At 61.7% G+C, this 16,734-nt stretch carries 11 protein-coding genes; 7 read left to right on the forward strand and 4 right to left on the reverse strand.

From position 1 onward, the window contains the following. Nucleotides 1-78: 78 nt before the first annotated feature. Nucleotides 79-378 (reverse strand): hypothetical protein, encoded by a 300-nt coding sequence (locus F2P67_RS22315; protein WP_166223788.1) that lies wholly within the window; start codon nucleotides 376-378, stop codon nucleotides 79-81. A gap of 177 nt (nucleotides 379-555) precedes the next feature. Here F2P67_RS22315 and F2P67_RS22320 point away from each other — a divergent pair, with 177 nt between their 5' ends. Then, nucleotides 556-996, forward strand: coding sequence for a carboxymuconolactone decarboxylase family protein (locus F2P67_RS22320; RefSeq protein ID WP_166223791.1), 441 nt, complete (start codon nucleotides 556-558; stop codon nucleotides 994-996). 34 nt (nucleotides 997-1,030) lie between these two features. On the opposite strand, the gene F2P67_RS22325 is transcribed toward F2P67_RS22320, so the two are convergent. The 3 genes from F2P67_RS22325 to F2P67_RS22335 all read right to left on the reverse strand — a co-directional run bounded on the left by F2P67_RS22325 (nucleotide 1,031) and on the right by F2P67_RS22335 (nucleotide 4,599). Next, complete coding sequence (locus tag F2P67_RS22325; RefSeq protein ID WP_166223793.1) at nucleotides 1,031-2,623, reverse strand: DHA2 family efflux MFS transporter permease subunit; 1,593 nt, start codon at nucleotides 2,621-2,623, stop codon at nucleotides 1,031-1,033. Then, entirely contained in the window at nucleotides 2,620-3,738 is a 1,119-nt protein-coding gene (locus F2P67_RS22330) for an HlyD family secretion protein (RefSeq protein WP_166223796.1), read from the reverse strand. The genes F2P67_RS22325 and F2P67_RS22330 overlap by 4 nt, the downstream gene beginning before the upstream one ends. 96 nt (nucleotides 3,739-3,834) lie before the next feature. Further along, nucleotides 3,835-4,599 (reverse strand): AraC family transcriptional regulator, encoded by a 765-nt coding sequence (locus F2P67_RS22335; protein ID WP_166223799.1) that lies wholly within the window; start codon nucleotides 4,597-4,599, stop codon nucleotides 3,835-3,837. A gap of 102 nt (nucleotides 4,600-4,701) precedes the next feature. Here F2P67_RS22335 and F2P67_RS22340 point away from each other — a divergent pair, with 102 nt between their 5' ends. The 6 genes from F2P67_RS22340 (at nucleotide 4,702) to F2P67_RS22365 (ending at nucleotide 16,514) form a co-directional block, all read left to right on the forward strand. After that, on the forward strand, nucleotides 4,702-5,835 hold the full coding sequence (locus F2P67_RS22340; protein ID WP_343045171.1) for an MFS transporter: 1,134 nt from the start codon (nucleotides 4,702-4,704) through the stop codon (nucleotides 5,833-5,835). Nucleotides 5,836-5,943: 108 nt separating this feature from the next. After that, nucleotides 5,944-7,671, forward strand: a complete 1,728-nt coding sequence (locus tag F2P67_RS22345; RefSeq protein WP_166223805.1) for a ShlB/FhaC/HecB family hemolysin secretion/activation protein — start codon at nucleotides 5,944-5,946, stop codon at nucleotides 7,669-7,671. 113 nt (nucleotides 7,672-7,784) lie between these two features. Then, nucleotides 7,785-12,251 (forward strand): hemagglutinin repeat-containing protein, encoded by a 4,467-nt coding sequence (locus tag F2P67_RS22350; protein ID WP_166223808.1) that lies wholly within the window; start codon nucleotides 7,785-7,787, stop codon nucleotides 12,249-12,251. A 222-nt stretch (nucleotides 12,252-12,473) separates the two neighbouring features. Then, the gene (locus F2P67_RS22355; protein WP_166223811.1) at nucleotides 12,474-12,965 is read left to right on the forward strand and encodes a sigma-70 family RNA polymerase sigma factor; all 492 of its coding nucleotides are present in this window, start codon (nucleotides 12,474-12,476) and stop codon (nucleotides 12,963-12,965) included. A gap of 40 nt (nucleotides 12,966-13,005) precedes the next feature. Beyond that, a complete protein-coding gene (locus F2P67_RS22360; RefSeq protein WP_166223814.1) occupies nucleotides 13,006-13,989 on the forward strand; it encodes a FecR family protein in 984 nt (327 codons plus the stop codon). Nucleotides 13,990-14,087: 98 nt separating this feature from the next. Beyond that, nucleotides 14,088-16,514: a TonB-dependent siderophore receptor gene (locus tag F2P67_RS22365; protein ID WP_166223817.1), complete on the forward strand. Its 2,427-nt coding sequence runs from the start codon at nucleotides 14,088-14,090 to the stop codon at nucleotides 16,512-16,514. The last annotated feature ends 220 nt before the right edge of the window (nucleotides 16,515-16,734 follow it).

A 16,734-nucleotide genomic window follows, 5' to 3' on the forward strand; every position in this document is an offset into this window, starting at 1 on the left:
GGAGCAAGCCCCCTCCCACATTGGCGCGCATTAAGGCCGGGAAGGGCGATGCGTTTATCTGGGGTGACTCTTGTTCGTTCAGCCACCCGTACCACCGCCGGCACCTCCCGTGCCGCCGCCGGCCGAACCGGTGCCACCGCCCGCTCCCGAGCCTGAACCGCTGGCGCCGCCATTGGTGCCGGTGCCGGATCCCGTGCCGCCGGAGCTGTTACCGCCAGACGGTGCGCCCGGAGTATTGTCCGGTGGCATGGTCGAGCCGGTGGCGCCGCCGGATTTGGTGCCAGTTGCATCAGCGCCGTCGTTCGCGGCGAAGCTTGCGGCCGAGGCCGTGGCCAGCAGGCCGGCGAGCAATAACGAGGTGAGTTTGCGCGTCATCATGGTGCGTCTCCAGAAAGGGGATTTACCTGATATTGGTCTGACCCAACGAAGCCTTGGTGCCCGCCGAGTGACGAGCGGTCGCCAAGTGGCCTACCGTTCTTCCCGAATATTGGATATTTGCCAAACCAGGCGCCGGGACTAACGTAGTCACACATTCACTCACCCCGGACATTCACCATGAACGCTCGTACCGATTTCTACACCGCTTCCCCTGACGCGCTGAAAGCGATGATCGCCCTGGAAACTGCCGTCTCCAAACTGCCGCTGGAAAAGACCCTGATCGAACTGGTCAAGCTGCGTGCTTCGCAGATCAACGGCTGCGCTTTCTGCATCGACATGCACGCGGCTGACGCCATCAAGGGCGGCGAAACTCCGCGTCGTCTGTTCGCGGTGACCGCATGGCGTGAGGCGCCGTTCTTCAGCGACCGCGAACGTGCCGCGCTGCTGTGGACCGAGTCGCTGACCCAACTGAGCCTGACCCACGCCCCGGACGAAGACTACGACGTCGTCGCCGCGCAGTTCACGCCAAAGGAAATGGTCGACCTGACCGTGGCCATCAGCACCATCAACAGCTGGAACCGCCTGGCAGTGGGCTTCCGCAAAACCCCGCAAATCTGAGAATGTGGAAAGTGTTTAGCTGCGGATACATTGCTTAATGTGCATCGGCACTCGGCGCGGCCGGTGGCTGTACCTTGCGCATCAAGGGCACCATCGCCGTGGCGATGACGAAGCACACCATGATCATCAGAAACGTGTCGCCGTAGGTTTGCGTCTGTGCTTCGCGGTAGGTCAGCAGCCATAACTGGTGCAGGCTGGCGGTGACGCCGACGTCGCCGCTCTGGCCCAGCGCCGCGAGGTTGCCGCCGACCTGCGACAGCCACTGATTCATCGCCTCGTTGCTGCTGTTCAGGTGTTCGGCCAACCGCGTGAAGTGCAGGTTGGTGCGGTCATTGAGAATGGTCGCGCACGCGGCAATGCCAATCGCACCGCCCAGATTGCGCATCAGGTTGAACAACCCCGACGCATGCTTCAAGCGTGCCGGCGCCAACCCACCCAACGTCAATGTCACCGCCGGTGGCACCGCCAATTGCTGGGCAATCCCGCGCAGTGCCTGCGGCAGCATCAATTGCCCTGCGCCCCAGTCGTGGGTGATCGGGCTGAACTCCCACATCGACACCGCAAACAGCCCCAGCCCGACCATCATGATCCAGCGCAGATCAATCCGGTTGGCCAGGAAGGCATACAGAGGAATCGCCATGATCTGGAACACCCCGGTGGAGAAAACGGCCAAGCCAATGTCCAGCGCGCTGTAGCCACGTACCCGGCCGAGAAACAGCGGCGTCAGGTAAATCGTCGCGAACAGGCCAATCCCGGTGACGAAGGAAAAGAAGCAGCCAAGGGCAAAATTGCGATCCTTGAGCGCGCGCAGATCAACGATCGGATTGGCCACATGCAAGGTGCGGCCGATGAAGGCCAATCCCGCCAGACCACTGATCCACGCGGTGGTGAGGATGGTTTGATCGCTGAACCAGTTCCAGCGCGGGCCTTCTTCGAGGGTGTATTCGAGGCAACCGAGAAACAGCGCAAGAAACACCATGCTCAAGTAATCGGCGCCTTTGAGCAGTGACAGTTCCGGCTGGTCGATCTTCACCAGCATCGGCACCGCCACGGCGACGAAAATACCCGGCACCAGGTTGATGTAGAACAGCCAGTGCCACGAGGAAATATCGGTGATCCAGCCTCCGATCACTGGCCCCAGCGTCGGTGCCAGCGAAGCGACCGCGCCGATGGTTGCAGCGGCGATGACCCGTTGTTTGCCGGTAAAGAAAAAGAACGCCGTGGTGAAGACCAGCGGAATCATCGAGCCGCCGAGAAAACCTTGCAGGGCGCGGAAAGCGATCATGCTCTGGATGTTCCAGGCCACGCCGCAGAGCAGGCTGGCGAGGGTGAACCCCACCGCCGAGGCGCAGAACAGCCAGCGCGTGGAAAACACCCGCGACAGCCAGCCAGACAATGGAATCACGATGATTTCGGCGATCAGGTAACTGGTTTGCACCCACGCGGTTTCGTCGGTGCCGGCGGACAACCCGCCACCGATGTCACGCAACGACGCCGAGACGATCTGAATATCCAGTAGCGCAATGAACATGCCGATGCACATCGTCGCGAAGGCAAACACCTTGGTCGCGGTGTCCATGTCCGCTGCATTGAACGGTTGCGCAGGGGCGGCGAGGGCGCGGCTCATGGCGCGCTGGCCACGGCACTGGTTTGCGGCGCCGCGCGGGTGTCGACTTCTGCGGTCACCGACAGCCCCGGCCGCAGATGACCGAGCACGCCATCGGCCGGATCCAGCAGGATGCGCACCGGTACCCGTTGCACGATTTTGGTGAAGTTGCCGGTGGCGTTTTCCGGCGGCAACACGCTGAATTGTGAACCGGTGGCCGGGGCGAGGCTGTCCAGACGCCCATGGAATTCCTGACCGGACAGCACGTCGGCGCGGATGCTCACGCGTTGGCCGGGTTTCATCCGCGCCAATTGGTCTTCCTTGAAATTGGCATCCACCCACAATCCGCTGGCCGGTACCACCGACAGCTGCTGCGAGCCGGCCTGCGCATACGCGCCGACCCGCGCGCGACGGTTGCCGACCACACCATCGACCGGGGCGCGTAGTTCGGTGTAACCGAGGTTGAGCTGGGCCAGATCACGCTCGGCCAGTGCTTGCTGGAGCGCGGCGCGGGCCTGTTGTTTCTGCGTGTCGATCACCGCGAGCTGCCGTTGCGCGGCGAGCAATTCGGCCTGGGCACGCGCGCTTAAGGCTTGCGCAGTCTTGAATGTAGCGTCGGCGCGTTGTGCGCTTTCCACCGACACCGCGTTGCTGGTCACTAGCCGTTTGTAGCGCTGGTTGTCATCGCGCGAACGAGAGGTTTCCGCGCCTGCCGCATCAATGCCGGCGCGGGCCTGGCCGATCACCGCTTGTTGCAGTTGTTCGGTGGCGTCGAGGTTGGCCAGCAAGGCTTGTTCGGCTGCGACCGCGCCTTCGGCCTTGGCCAGATTGGCGCGATAGTCGCGAGCATCGAGGCGAATCAACACGTCGCCGGCCTTGACGTGCTGGTTGTCGCTGACCAGCACTTCTTCGATGTACCCCGCGACTTTCGGCCCGATCACCGTGACATCGCCACCGATGTACGCATCGTCGGTTTCTTCGAGAAAACGTCCGGTGCCCCACCAGTGCGCCGCATACACACCGACGAACACCAGTGCGAACAGACCGGCGCCGGGAATCAACAAGCGTTTAAGCAGCGGCGGTCTGGTCTTGACCGGGACAGCGAGGTCAGTTTCGAGGGTGGGCATGCTGGTCATGGCGGAATACCTGCGCGATCGGATCGTTATTACGGCTGTAATATGACGCATGTAATATTTGGTGGCAATTTATTTTTGTGGCCGGTCGTCAGTTACTTACTTGAGCCAGTGGCCGGGTGTGCTGCCAGTCATCGATTTGAAGAAGGCGATGAACGCGCTGTCGCTGGCAAAACCCAGTTCGACGCTGCAAAAGCCGAGGTTGCGGCCGGTGGCGAGTAACTCCATGGCACGCATCAAGCGCCACTGCTGGCGCCACTGCTGATAGCCCATGCCGGTTTCGCGCTGGAAGATCCGGCCGATGGTACGGCTGCTGGCGCCGATCTGGCGTTCGAGCACGTGCAGTTCCGGCGGCAACTGTTCCTGCCTTGCGAGCAACGGTGCCAGGCGCTTGTCCTGCGGCAACGGCAACAACATCGGTTGCTGGGTGGTTTCAGCCATTTCGCTGAGAAAAAGACCGAGCAAATGCGCGTGTTTGCCTTGCTGCCAGTCGGTTGCGAAATCAGCGAAAGCCATCGGTTCCAGTACTGCCCGAAGCAACGAGCTGACTTCGATCACGCAGACCTGCTGCGGCAACTCGCGGCACCACTCGGGGAGCAAGAACAGGGAGCGGTAGTCGACGCTTTGCTGCATCACTGCGCGGTGGCTGACACCCGGCGGAATCCACGCCGCACGCGATGGCGGCAGCAGGCACAATTGTTCTGCGAGGGTGATCCGCGTGCAGCCCTGTCGGGTGTAGAGCAGTTGCCCGCGGCGGTGGCGATGCAGACCTGAGTCGTGATCGCCGAGGGTTGAGGCGATGCCGATCACCGGTTGCGCAAAGTGATCAGGGTCAAACGTCGCGTGAGCATCAAGCCAAGCCATGGGTTGTCCGATTTAAACGATAAATTGGCAGGGTTTGGATAATACGCCAGTTGGTGTTTCTTAAACTCCTCGGCAGTTTTTTGCTTGAGGAGTAAACAGATGATCAGCAACAGACATTTATTGATCCTGGCCGTGGCTCTGCTGATGTTTCCGCAGATCGCCCAGACCTTGTACAGCCCGGCGCTTGGAGATATCGGCCAGGCATTTGCGGTAAGCCCGCAAGCGGCGGCGCAAACGCTGTCGGTGTATTTCCTGGCATTCGCTTTCGGTGTGGTGACGTGGGGCCGGGTGTGTGACCGTATCGGTCGACGCCCGTCGATGCTCGCGGGGCTGACAATCTACGCAGTGGCCTGCGTCATCGGACTGTTTGCGGTGAGTTTCAACCAATTGTTGATGGCGCAAGCGTTGGCGGCATTCGGCGCGGCGGTCGGTTCGGTGGTGACACAAACCCTGCTGCGCGACCGCTTTCAAGGCGCGGCGCTGGCGCAGGTGTTTTCGCTGGTCGGCATGGCGCTGGCGGCCAGTCCCGCGATTGGCTTGTTCAGCGGCGCCGCGCTGGTGCAGGGTTTCGGCTATCGCGGCGTGCTCGCTGCGTTGTTGCTGATCGCCGTGACGTTGTGGCTGTGGAGCTGGCGCGCCTTGCCGGAAACCCTCGCGCAACCGCTGGCCTCGGTGGGCCTGTTTGAAACTCTCGCTCGCATGTTGTGCGACACCGCTATCTGGCGCTCGGCATTGTGGATCGCCTCGTTCAACGTGGCGTTGTTCAGTTATTACAGCCTCGGCCCGTTTCTGTTCCAGCGAATTGGCCTGAGTGAGGCGGCGTTCGGTTACAGCGGTGTGATCCTCGCCCTGGGCTCAGGGTTTGGAGCATGGCTCAACAAGCGATTGCTGAACGCAGGGTTCAGCGCGTTGCAGTTGATTCGTCTCGCCGGGTTCAGCTGTTTGCTGGGGGGACTCGGTGTCTGGGGGCTACAGGACAGCGGCGCGTTTGTCCTGCCGATGGTGCTGGTGGTACTGGCGTTCGGCATGGCGATTCCGAATATTCTCGGTTCGGCGCTGGTCAATTACGCCGATCGTCTGGGCACCGCCGGTGCGTTGCTGGGCTTGCTTTATTACCTGCTGATCGGCGCGGGACTGATGCTTGCCGGCGCATCTCAGGCTCTCGGGGAAACCCTGATCGTGTGTAGCGGCGTGGCTTTGCTGCTGACAATAAACGTTGGAAAAGCAAATGTTTAAGAAATGTAAGCGCTGCAGGAAGCGTCTTGCATTTGCGTAGGAAGGCTCTGACTATCACGAGCATTGATGGAGTGGCATTACGCCATTTTATGAGTGCAAGGATGTTGCGTGCCGTATTCGTTTCGCGCTGTTTCTCGTCGTCGTTCCACGCGTTGCCCGCTGTTGTCGGCCTTTGTGTTGAGTGTGTGTGCCTCATCGCTTGAAGCCGCCGAACCTGGCGTGCCGGGCCAGGAAGCGCTGCGCCAGCAGCAACAGCAACAGCGCGATCTGCAACAACTTCAGCTTGAACAACGAAAGCGCCAATTGGAGCGCGGCGCATTCGGCCCGGCGCCGGTGACTCCGGCCATGCCCCAGACCGTCGCTCCCGATGAGCGTTGCTGGCCGCTGAGCGGCACGCGCATTGGCGGGGTCACGCTGATCGACAACGACAAGCTCAACGCGCGAATCAAGCCGCTGTTGGCGCCGTGCATGGGCATCGGCCAGATCAATCATCTGCTGGCGACGCTCACGGCGATTTACGTCGAGCAGGGTTACATCGCCAGCCGTCCCTACCTGAGCAGCGCGCCGGCGGCGGGGCAGTCGCTCGACATCATGATCGACGAAGGCTACATCGAGTCCATCGAACTGGCCGATCAGAGCCTGCTGGTTTCGCTGGGCGGTGCGTTCCCCGGCATGCTCGGCGAGCCGCTCAATCTGCGTGATCTGGAGCAGGGCCTGGATCAGCTGAATCGCCTGCGCTCGGTCGACCTGACCGCCGATATCGCGCCCGGCAGCCAGCCCGGGGCTTCGCGAATCATCCTGCGTCCGCGCACCTCGGGGCAGTCGCGCTGGGCCTTGAATGCCGGTATCGACAACCTCGGCAGCGCCAGCACCGGGCGTGATCGTGACACCGTCAGCCTGAGCCTCGACAGCCCGCTGCAACTCAACGACCTGTTGAGCCTCAGCGCCAGCGACACGCTGAATCAGGGCGACCGCTACAGCCGCAACGCCAGCCTGTATTACGCGATTCCCTACGGTTACTGGACCTACAGCGTATTCGCCAGTCACGCCGAATATCGCGCGCCACTCAAGTTGCCGAGCGTGACCTTGCACAGCACCGGCATCACCGACCAGCTCAGCCTGCGTGCCGATCGTGTGCTGTGGCGTGATCAGAGCCGTCAGCTCAGCGCCAACCTGCAACTCGCACATAAGGATGTCGACAGCTACCTGGAGAGTGCGCGGCTGAACATTCAGAGCCCGACCCTGACAGTTGCCGAGGCGGGACTGAACCTGTTCTGGCTCGACCGCGCGGTGTGGAACCTCGACGTCAATTACGCCCAAGGCCTGCGCTGGCTGGGTGCCGATGACGACGCACAGCATCAGGTCAAAAATCTGCCCAAGGCACAGTTTCGCAAGTACCGCGCCGGCCTCAGCCAATGGCGCAACGGCCAGCTCGGCGGGCAAGCGTGGCAGTGGCAGAGCCAACTCAATTTGCAGTACAGCCCCGATCCGTTGCCGGCCATCGAACAACTGCTCGGCACCGACGATTCGGCGGTGCGCGGTTACCGGGTCAGCAGCGTCTCGGGCGCCAGCGGTGCGATCTGGCGCAACACCTTGCGCCTGCCGTTGCGCAGCGAATGGCCCGTGCAGATCACTCCGCGCGTTGGCCTCGACCACGGCTGGCTCAAGGCCGATAACCGCACTCAAAGCCAACGCTTGAGCGGCGCCAGCATCGGCCTGAACCTGGGCTGGAAAAACCTGCAAGTGGACGTCGATTACCAACGCGCACTCAACACCCCGACCGGGCTGCCGCACGAGCCTGAAACCTGGCTGATGCGGGTCGGGGTGCAGATATGACGTTTTACCAACCGAATCAAGCAGTGAACCAACAGCCGCCGGATCTGAGCGCGACAGCCACGGCCAAGACCAAAACGCGCGACGTGATGCCGTACTTACATGGAGACGTTTTTATGCCAGCACACACCTTTGCATTTCATCTTTCCCCGCGGGGCAAATTGCGCTGGGCGATTGCCAGCCTGTTCTTCGCCGTCCACCTGCCGAGCGCGCTCGCCGGTGGGGTGGTCGTCGCTCCAGGACCCGGCGGCACCGCGCAACTGCAAACCCAAGGCGGTGTGCCCATCGTCAACATCGTCGCGCCCAACGGTTCGGGCCTGTCGCACAACCAGTTCCTCGACTACAACGTCGACCGCCAGGGCCTGGTGCTGAACAACGCCTTGCAGGCCGGGCAGTCGCAACTCGCCGGGCAACTGGCCGCCAACCCGCAACTGCAAGGGCAGGCCGCCAGCGTGATCCTCAACGAAGTGATCAGCCGCAACCCGTCGGCTATCAATGGCGCGCAGGAAATCTTCGGTCGCGCTGCCGATTACGTGTTGGCCAATCCCAACGGTATTTCGGTGAACGGCGGCAGTTTCATCAACACGCCGAACGCCAATTTGCTGGTCGGTCGCCCGGAACTGAACGACGGCAAATTGCAAGGTTTGAACACCCGTGACGCCAGCGGTCAGTTGCAGATTCACAACGGCGGGCTGCGCAACGGCGAGGGCTCGATCAACCTGATCGCCCCGCGCATCGACGCTCAAGGCGCGATCAGTGCCCGCGATCAACTCAACCTCACGGTCGGGCGCAATCAGCTCGACTACGCCACCGGTCAGGTGAAAACCGTGGACCCGGCGGGCAACACTGGCGATCAGCGCATCGACGCCAGCCTGTTCGGCGCGATGCAGGCCGGACGCATCAATATCGTCAGCACCGCTGAAGGTGCCGGCGTGCGGGTTGGCGCGGTGCAAGTGGCGGGGCGCGATGGTGTGCAGATTCGCTCGGCCGGTGACCTCAGTGTCAGTGGTGAAGCCGTGGCCAACAGCCTCGACGTGACCCGCGCAGGCATCCGCAGCAATCAGGGCAATGTCGCTTTGCACAGTGGCAAGGACCTGACCCTGGCCGCCACCGATGTCAGCGGCCGCGATATCACCGTCGAGGCCAAACGCAACCTGACCCTGACCACGGTGGAAAGTCGCAGGCTCCAGGAAAAACGCGAAAACTGGAACAACAGCACCATCGGCATCACCTGGGAAACCTACGACCGCAACCAGACCGACAGCGAAACCCGTCAGCACGGCAGCCAGATCGTTGCCAGCCGCGACGCGAAACTGTCTTCCGGCAAAGACACCGAACTCAAAGCCGCCAAGGTTGAAGCGGCGAAAAATCTAGACGTGCAAAGCGGCGGCGACCTGCGCCTGACTGCCGCCACGGAAAGTCATGTCCAGACCGATCAGGGCAACCATCGCAAACACCTGTGGAAGGCCAACTGGGACAACAGCAGCGAAGAACAGCGCAGCGTCACCAGCCAGTTGAAGGCTGGCAACATTGCCCTGCAAACCGCTGCGCTGTTGCGCTCGGAAGGCGCAGAACTGACCAGTGCGGGCGACCTGCAACTGGCCGGCAAACAAGTGGAAATCACCACGGCCACACGCACCAGCCGGAGCAACGACAACCGCTACTCCGGCGACTTGGTCGGCGGTGGTTTCTTCGGCAAGACCGGTGATGCCGACAAGGGCCAGACCCGGCATCAGGGCAGCAAGATCAACGCCGCCGGCAACCTGATCGTCAAGGCAGACGAGGTGCGCATCAGCGGCAGCCAGGTGCGCGGCGCCAGCGAAGCGAGCGTGATCAGCGACAAGGGTTCGCTGACCATCGACGGCGTGCAGGACACCTCGCACAGCAACCATCACGACAAGGACAGCAAGTTCTTCGGCATCACCAAGGACGAGTCGCGGCAGAACAGCAAGGACAGCACCACGCTGGGCAGCGAACTGGTCTCCGATAGCAACCTCAAGCTCAAGAGTGCCAAGGACATTGAAGTGGCCGGCTCGACGGTCAAGGCTGGCGGTGCGCTGACGGCGGATGCGGCGGGTGATGTGAATGTACATTCGGCACAGAACACTCACGACAGCACGGTCGCCGCCGAGAATCGCGGCTTCGATGCTTACGCCAAAGAGCAAACGCCGGAGCAATATCGCGCCGGGATTCACTACGAAGACAAGCAACAAACCGTGACCCGCAACGACGTCACCCAGCAAGGCTCCAGCCTCAGCGGCGACAGCGTGCAGGTGAAGGCCGGCGGTGATGTGACCCTCAAAGGCGCCGAAGTGAAATCCACTGCCGGCGACACGACCCTGAGCGGCAAAAACGTCGCGCTGCTGGCCGAAGAGGACAGCCACACAACCTCCACCGAAAACAGCAGCACCGGCGGCGGTTTCTACTACACCGGCGGCCTCGACCGCGCCGGCAGCGGCATCGATTTCGCCCACCGTACTTCGCAGGATTCGACCAGCAAAACCACCGCGCAAACCACCCACGTGCAGAGCAGCGGTGGGCTGAACATCAATGCCGACACGCTCGCCACTGAAGGCGCGCAGCTCAAGGCGGGCAACGGTCTGAACGTTGTCGCCAACCAAGTCGACAACCGTGCGGCGAGCAACACCGAGAACAGCAGCCACAGCGAGAACAACTGGTCGGCGGACATCGGCGCCAACGTCGAGTACAAAGACATCGCCCGACCTGTCGCGGGCGCCGTCAAAGACGTGCTCAACGGCAAGGTGCCGGACAAGGAAGCACTGGCCAATCTCGGTCAGCCGAATGTCGGTATCGACGTCGCCATCGGCCACGGCAGCGCGAGCAAATCCGAGCAGATCAGCAACGCCGTGGTCAGCCGTTTTGACGGCGCCAGCGTCGACGTCAACGTGACGGGAACGCTGCACGAACAGGGCACCCAGTACAACGCCAGTGCCGGCAAAGTGAACATCAGCGCCGACAAAATGCTGGCTGATGCCGCGAGCAACACGCACAGGAGCACCGACAACGCGGTGGACGCCAAGGTCGACGTGCGGGTCTACACCAAAACCGGTGAGGACGTGAACGTCGCCGGCAGCGGCGCGGGTGGCAGCAGCCAGTCCGCCAAGGACAGCTCCACGGCAGTGGTCGGCGGCTATGCCGGCAGCCAAGGCGTGAACATTAAAACAGCGGGCGACGCGCGGATCGAAGGTAGCCGTTTTGACGGCGGGCAGGGCGGTGTAAGCATCAATACCGGCGGCGATCTTGCACTCAATCAAGCCAACGACCGCCAGCACAGCAGCGAATCCAGCCTGCGCGGCAACGGCTCGCTGACCGTCGGCACCTTGCCCGGCACCGACGGCACTAACGTTGACCTAGGCGCCGGGTTCCAGCTCGATCACACCGGTAAACAAACCACCGACACACAGTCCTACGTAGCAAGCATCAGCGGCAACGGCGTGCAGTTGAGCAGCGGCGGCAATCAGACCCAGCAAGGCACGAAAATCGACAGTGCTGGCGGCATCGATTTGCACGCCGACAGCAAACTCGATCTGCAAGCCGCTACCGACACTCACGACGCCACCGGCAGCAATCTCGGCGGCGGCTTGAAGGGCGGCGGCAGCAAAACCAGCAGCGAAAAAAGCCGCGATCAGGGCGGCAATCTCAGCGGCAACTTCAACATCGGTCGGGTCAACGAGAGCGCACAAAACCTGACGGGCGGCCAACTCAACGGTCAGGGCGCAATCGCCTTGAGTGGCGATTCGGTACACCTGCAAGGCACGCAAGTCAGCGCGCCAAACGTCAGCATCGACGCGCAGAAGGGTGGCTACGTTCAGGAGTCCACCCAATCCAGCAACAACCGCAATAACTGGAGTGTTGCGTTGAATGCCGGCGGTAACCTGAGTAGCAAGACTCCGACGGCTGCCGATGAAAAGGCCAGCAGCGATCACGGCTTCAACGCCAGCGCCAAGGTGGGCGTGGATTACCTGCAAGGCACCACACAGCAGAACAGCCAGATCAAGGCTGACACGCTGGTACTGAACAGCGCCGGTGATGCACAGCTGTCGGGCGCGCGGATCGACGCCAAGACTGTCAGCGGCAAGGTTGCCGGTGACCTGAAGGTCGATAGCCGTCAGGACTCGCAGACTCACGCCGAGGTCGATGTCGATCTGGGTCTGACGGCGAAGAGGAACCCGCCGAGCGACAAGGAAAAACTCGCCGGTACCGACTACAAACCGACGCTGAAAGCGCAGGGTGAGTACGCGCACAAGCACAGCGTGGCGCAGGCCTCAGGCATCAGCGGCAGCCAGGGTGTGAACATCGGGGTTGGCGGCAATACACAATTGACCGGCGCACGTATTTCGTCGACTGAAGGCAAGGTTGATCTGGGTGGCTCGAAGGTCAGCAGCACCGACCTGAACAACCGTGACTACGGCGTAAAAGCCGGCCTCGACCTGCCCCACAAAACCGAGGAAAACGCACCGAAGGTTTCCCTTGAAAACGGCAACCTGAAAGTCGGCCCGGTTACCCTCAGCGGGCATCTGGACAGCCAGACTTTGCAAGCGGGCATCGACGAAAAAGGCTGACACACTACAAAACCCTGTGGGAGCGGGCTTGCTCGCGAAGACGGTGGCTCAGTCAAATCTGCACTGACTGAACTGACGCCTTCGCGAGCAAGCCCGCTCCCACATTGGGTTTTGTAATGGCCGGAAACGTCTCATCGTCGACGCGCAGAGGAATCCATTGCTTCGGCTTAATAGGAAGCATTACTATTCACGCCCCTTTCCTCACCACGCCGCCCATATCCCATGCGCCCCCGCAGACCCGGCTTTTTCGAGCATTACGAAGAGTTGATCGGCACCTGGACTCGTCGCCTGCGCAATCGCGCGCAGGCCGAGGATCTGGCGCACGACACCTTTGTGCGGGTGCTCGAATCCGATTCGGCGGCGGTGCAGCAGCCCCGGGCGTATTTGCACCAGACCGCACGCAATATCGCGGTCGATGGCTATCGGCGTGAGGATCGGCGCGGTGCCATGGAGTCGGAGGCGATCGATCACAGTGTGTCGTCGTCCGGCGACCCGGAGCATTACATGCATGCGATCCAGTTGGCCGACTCCATCGAACGGGCGCTCGCGGAGTTGCCGGTCAATTGCCGGAAGATTTTCGTCTGGCAGAAGATCGAAGGCCTGACTCAGGCGGAAATCGCCGAACGCCTGGGGCTGTCCAGAAACATGGTCGAAAAGTATATGATCCGCACCCTGCGGCATCTGCGTGATCGCCTCGACGGGTTGCAGTCATGACCGGCCGCAGCTTTTCATCCCCAGCCAAACAGGACATTCCATGATGGATACTCGTGATTGCGCGTGCGGGCAAACGACGGTGCGCGATGACGCGGCTCGCTGGTTTGTGCGTTTGCAGGAGCCGGTCGTCAGCGCCGACGAGCAGCAGCGCTTCGACGCGTGGCTGAATGAACACCCGCAACACCGCGACGAATTCCAGTTGCTGCAAGGCTTGTGGTCGGCTGCCGATCTGTTGCCGGCGCCACGGCTCAAGGCCCTTGCCGAAACACCATCCGGTCGCCGCGAGCGCCGTCCGTTATTGCGCTATGCAGTAGCGGCCAGTGTGTTGGCGGTGGCGCTTGGTCTCGGTCTGTTCAGCGGTTTGAATCATCCTGAAGGCTACAGCGCCGAGTTCGCCACGGCGTTGGGCGAGCGCAAACATGTCGCGCTGCCGGATGGCTCGGTGATCGATCTGAACAGCCGCAGCCGCTTGCAGGTGCGCTATGAAAAGGATCGCCGGCTGATCGAGTTGACTGAAGGCGAGGCGATGTTCAGCGTTCAGCACGACACCGCGCGGCCCTTTGTGGTCGAAGCCGGCAGCGGCAAGGTCACGGTCACCGGCACTCGCTTCGATGTGCGTCGCGACGTCACGCAAACCCGCGTGGCGGTGGAGCAGGGCACGGTCAAGGTGCAGGGGCGTAATGCGCCGGATGATCAGTTCATCAGTCTGACCGCAGGGCTGGGCACGCATGTCGATACGCAGGGTGTGGTGGCCAACGCTTACGCGGTCAACCCGGCAGAACTGACGGCGTGGCGCAGCGGCAAACTGGTGTTTAACAATGCCAGCCTCAGCGAAGTCGCCGCCGAAGTGTCGCGTTATCGCGACAAGCCGCTGACGGTCAGTAACCCGAATGTAGCCAGTCTGCGCCTGACCAGCGTGTTCAAATCCGACAACACCGAGGCCTTGCTCAAGGCCTTGCCGAGCATCCTGCCGGTGGCCGTTCGCACCCTTGCGGATGGCAGTCAGGAAATAATTTCAAAATAAAATTCAGGTTTTTTTCGAGTTCATCGTCTTCCTGTTCAACTGCAACTGGTTTGCATTAACAGCCGCACACTCTTGCGATCCACAGGACTACGTTCGACGTGAAAAACACCACTGCCAACAACAAAAAATCCCCTTGGTTGCCGCTGGCCCTCGCGCTGGCGGTCAACGCGGCGATGCCGCTGGCCTTTGCCGGCGAAGCCATCCACATTCGCGCACAGCCACTGGGCCAGGCGCTTAGCGAACTGGGTCAGCAGACGTCGCTGCAAGTGTTTTTCAGCCCGGACCTTGTCGCCGGCAAGCAGGCGCCGGCGGTGGATGGCGACATCTCTCCCGAGCAAGCCCTGCGTCAATTGCTGCAAGGCAGCGGTCTGGATTATCAGATCAACGAAGGCTCGGTGACCCTGTCGCCCGCTGCGACTTCCGCTGCCAGCAATGGCCCGCTGGAGTTGGGCGTGACCGACATCAAAGTGGTCGGCGACTGGCTCGGTGACGCAGATGCCGCCGTGGTGCAGAACCACCCGGGCGCACGCACGGTGATCCGCCGCGAGGCGATGGTCGAGCAGGGCGCGATGAACGTCAGCGATGTGCTCAAGCGTGTGCCGGGCGTGCAGGTACAGGACTCCAACGGCACCGGCGGCAGCGATATCTCGCTGAACGTTGGCGTGCGCGGCCTGACCTCGCGGCTGTCGCCGCGCTCCACCGTGCTGATCGACGGCGTGCCGGCAGCGTTCGCGCCGTACGGCCAGCCGCAGCTGTCGATGGCGCCGATCTCCTCGGGCAACCTCGACAGCATCGACGTGGTTCGTGGCGCCGGTTCCGTGCGTTACGGGCCACAAAACGTCGGCGGCGTGATCAACTTCGTGACCCGTGCGATTCCGCAAAAAGCCACGGGTGAAATCGGCACCACACTGGAAACTACTCAGTACGGCGGCTGGAAGCACATCGACACCGCGTTCCTTGGCGGTACCGCCGACAACGGCATGGGCGTGGCGTTGTTGTATTCCGGCGTCAACGGCAACGGTTACCGCGAGCGCAACAACGGCAACGACATCGACGACGTGCTGCTCAAGACACACTGGGCGCCGACCGATCAGGACGATTTCAGCCTCAATTTCCATTACTACGACGCCAGCGCCGACATGCCCGGTGGCCTGACGCAGAAGCAGTACGACGACAAGCCGTACGACTCGGTGCGCGATTACGACAACTTTACCGGCCGCCGCAAGGATGTGTCGTTCAAGTGGATCCGTCAGATCGACGAGCGCACGCAGGCTGAAGTGCTGACCTATTACACCGACAGTTTCCGTGGCAGCACCATCGCCGCCCGCGACCAGAAAACCCTCAGCTCCTACCCGCGTTCCTACTACACGCTGGGCATCGAGCCACGGGTGTCGCGTGTGTTTGACGTCGGCCCGACCACGCAGGAAGTCAGCGTCGGTTATCGCTACCTCAAAGAAGCTATGCACGAAGAGTCGAGCCGACTGGCGCTGGTCAACAACCAACCGGTGGTCACCAAGACCTCGGACGGCCATGTGTTCCAGGACCGCACCGGCGGTACCGAGGCCAACTCGGTGTACGTCGACAACAAAATCGACGTCGGCAACTGGACCATCACACCGGGTATTCGCTTCGAACACATCAGCACCGACTGGCATGATCGTGCCGTGCTCGACACTGCCGGAAAACCCGTGCCGGAGAAAAACCGCAGCATCGAAAGCAACGAACCGCTGCCGGCACTGAGCGTGATGTATCACCTGTCGGACGCGTGGAAACTGTTCGCCAACTACGAGACTTCGTTCGGCAGTCTGCAGTATTTCCAGCTGGGCCAGGGCGGCTCGGGCGATCAGACGGCCAACGGCCTGGAACCGGAAAAAGCCAAGACCTACGAGATCGGCACGCGCTACAACGATGACGTGTGGGGCGGGGAAGTGACGCTGTTCTACATCGACTTCGATGACGAACTGCAATACATCAGCAACGATGTGGGCTGGACCAACCTCGGCGCGACCAAGCATCAGGGGATTGAAGCGTCGGTGCATTACGACATGGCGGCGCTGGATCCGCGTCTTGACGGTCTGACCGCGAATGCCGGTTTCACCTACACCCGTGCGACTTATGAAGGCGAGATTCCGGGGTTCAAGGGCCGTGATCTGCCGTTCTATTCGCGTCAGGTGGCGACGGTTGGTTTGCGGTATGACGTCAATCGCTGGACTTACAACGTTGATGGTTTTGCCCAGTCGAAGCAGCGTTCGCCGGGTACCGGGGTGAATGCTGATGGCAGTTTCAACGGCAACTACATTACTGACGGTACGGCGGATGGGCAGTACGGCGATATTCCGGGGTATGTGACCTGGAACGTGCGTGGCGGGTATGACTTTGGGCCGCAGGTTTCCAATTTGAAGTTGGGGGCTGGGGTGAAGAACGTTTTTGACAAGCAGTACTTTACGCGTTCGAGTGATAACAATTCGGGGATGTATGTGGGGGCGCCTCGGACGTTCTTTGTGCAGGCCAGTGTGGGGTTCTGACTGGGGACATATCCGTTGGTGCGGGTGGGGCGGCTGGCGGTTCCGCCCTTACGGCGGGTCACTTTGGCAAACGCCCCAAAGTAACCAAAGGTCTTTTGCCCTGACGTACGGCCCTCGCTAAGGCTCGGGTTCCTTCGCTCCGGGATCAAGATCAAGAGCGGTACTCGAGCTAACGCTCATTGTGTTGAGTGGGGCGGCATGCGCCGCGTGCGAGGGTGTA

The sequence above is a fragment of the Pseudomonas atagonensis genome, from assembly GCF_011369485.1.
Taxonomy (GTDB): Bacteria; Pseudomonadota; Gammaproteobacteria; order Pseudomonadales; family Pseudomonadaceae; genus Aquipseudomonas; species Aquipseudomonas atagonensis.

What these genes read in the sequence shown, in the direction of transcription:
- F2P67_RS22315 (WP_166223788.1), bottom strand. Translation starts at nt 378, where the DNA reads ATGATGACGCGCAAACTCACCTCGTTATTGCTCGCCGGCCTGCTGGCC.
- F2P67_RS22320 (WP_166223791.1), top strand. Translation starts at nt 556, where the DNA reads ATGAACGCTCGTACCGATTTCTACACCGCTTCCCCTGACGCGCTGAAA.
- F2P67_RS22325 (WP_166223793.1), bottom strand. Translation starts at nt 2,623, where the DNA reads ATGAGCCGCGCCCTCGCCGCCCCTGCGCAACCGTTCAATGCAGCGGAC.
- F2P67_RS22330 (WP_166223796.1), bottom strand. Translation starts at nt 3,738, where the DNA reads ATGACCAGCATGCCCACCCTCGAAACTGACCTCGCTGTCCCGGTCAAG.
- F2P67_RS22335 (WP_166223799.1), bottom strand. Translation starts at nt 4,599, where the DNA reads ATGGCTTGGCTTGATGCTCACGCGACGTTTGACCCTGATCACTTTGCG.
- F2P67_RS22350 (WP_166223808.1), top strand. Translation starts at nt 7,785, where the DNA reads ATGCCAGCACACACCTTTGCATTTCATCTTTCCCCGCGGGGCAAATTG.
- F2P67_RS22355 (WP_166223811.1), top strand. Translation starts at nt 12,474, where the DNA reads ATGCGCCCCCGCAGACCCGGCTTTTTCGAGCATTACGAAGAGTTGATC.
- F2P67_RS22360 (WP_166223814.1), top strand. Translation starts at nt 13,006, where the DNA reads ATGATGGATACTCGTGATTGCGCGTGCGGGCAAACGACGGTGCGCGAT.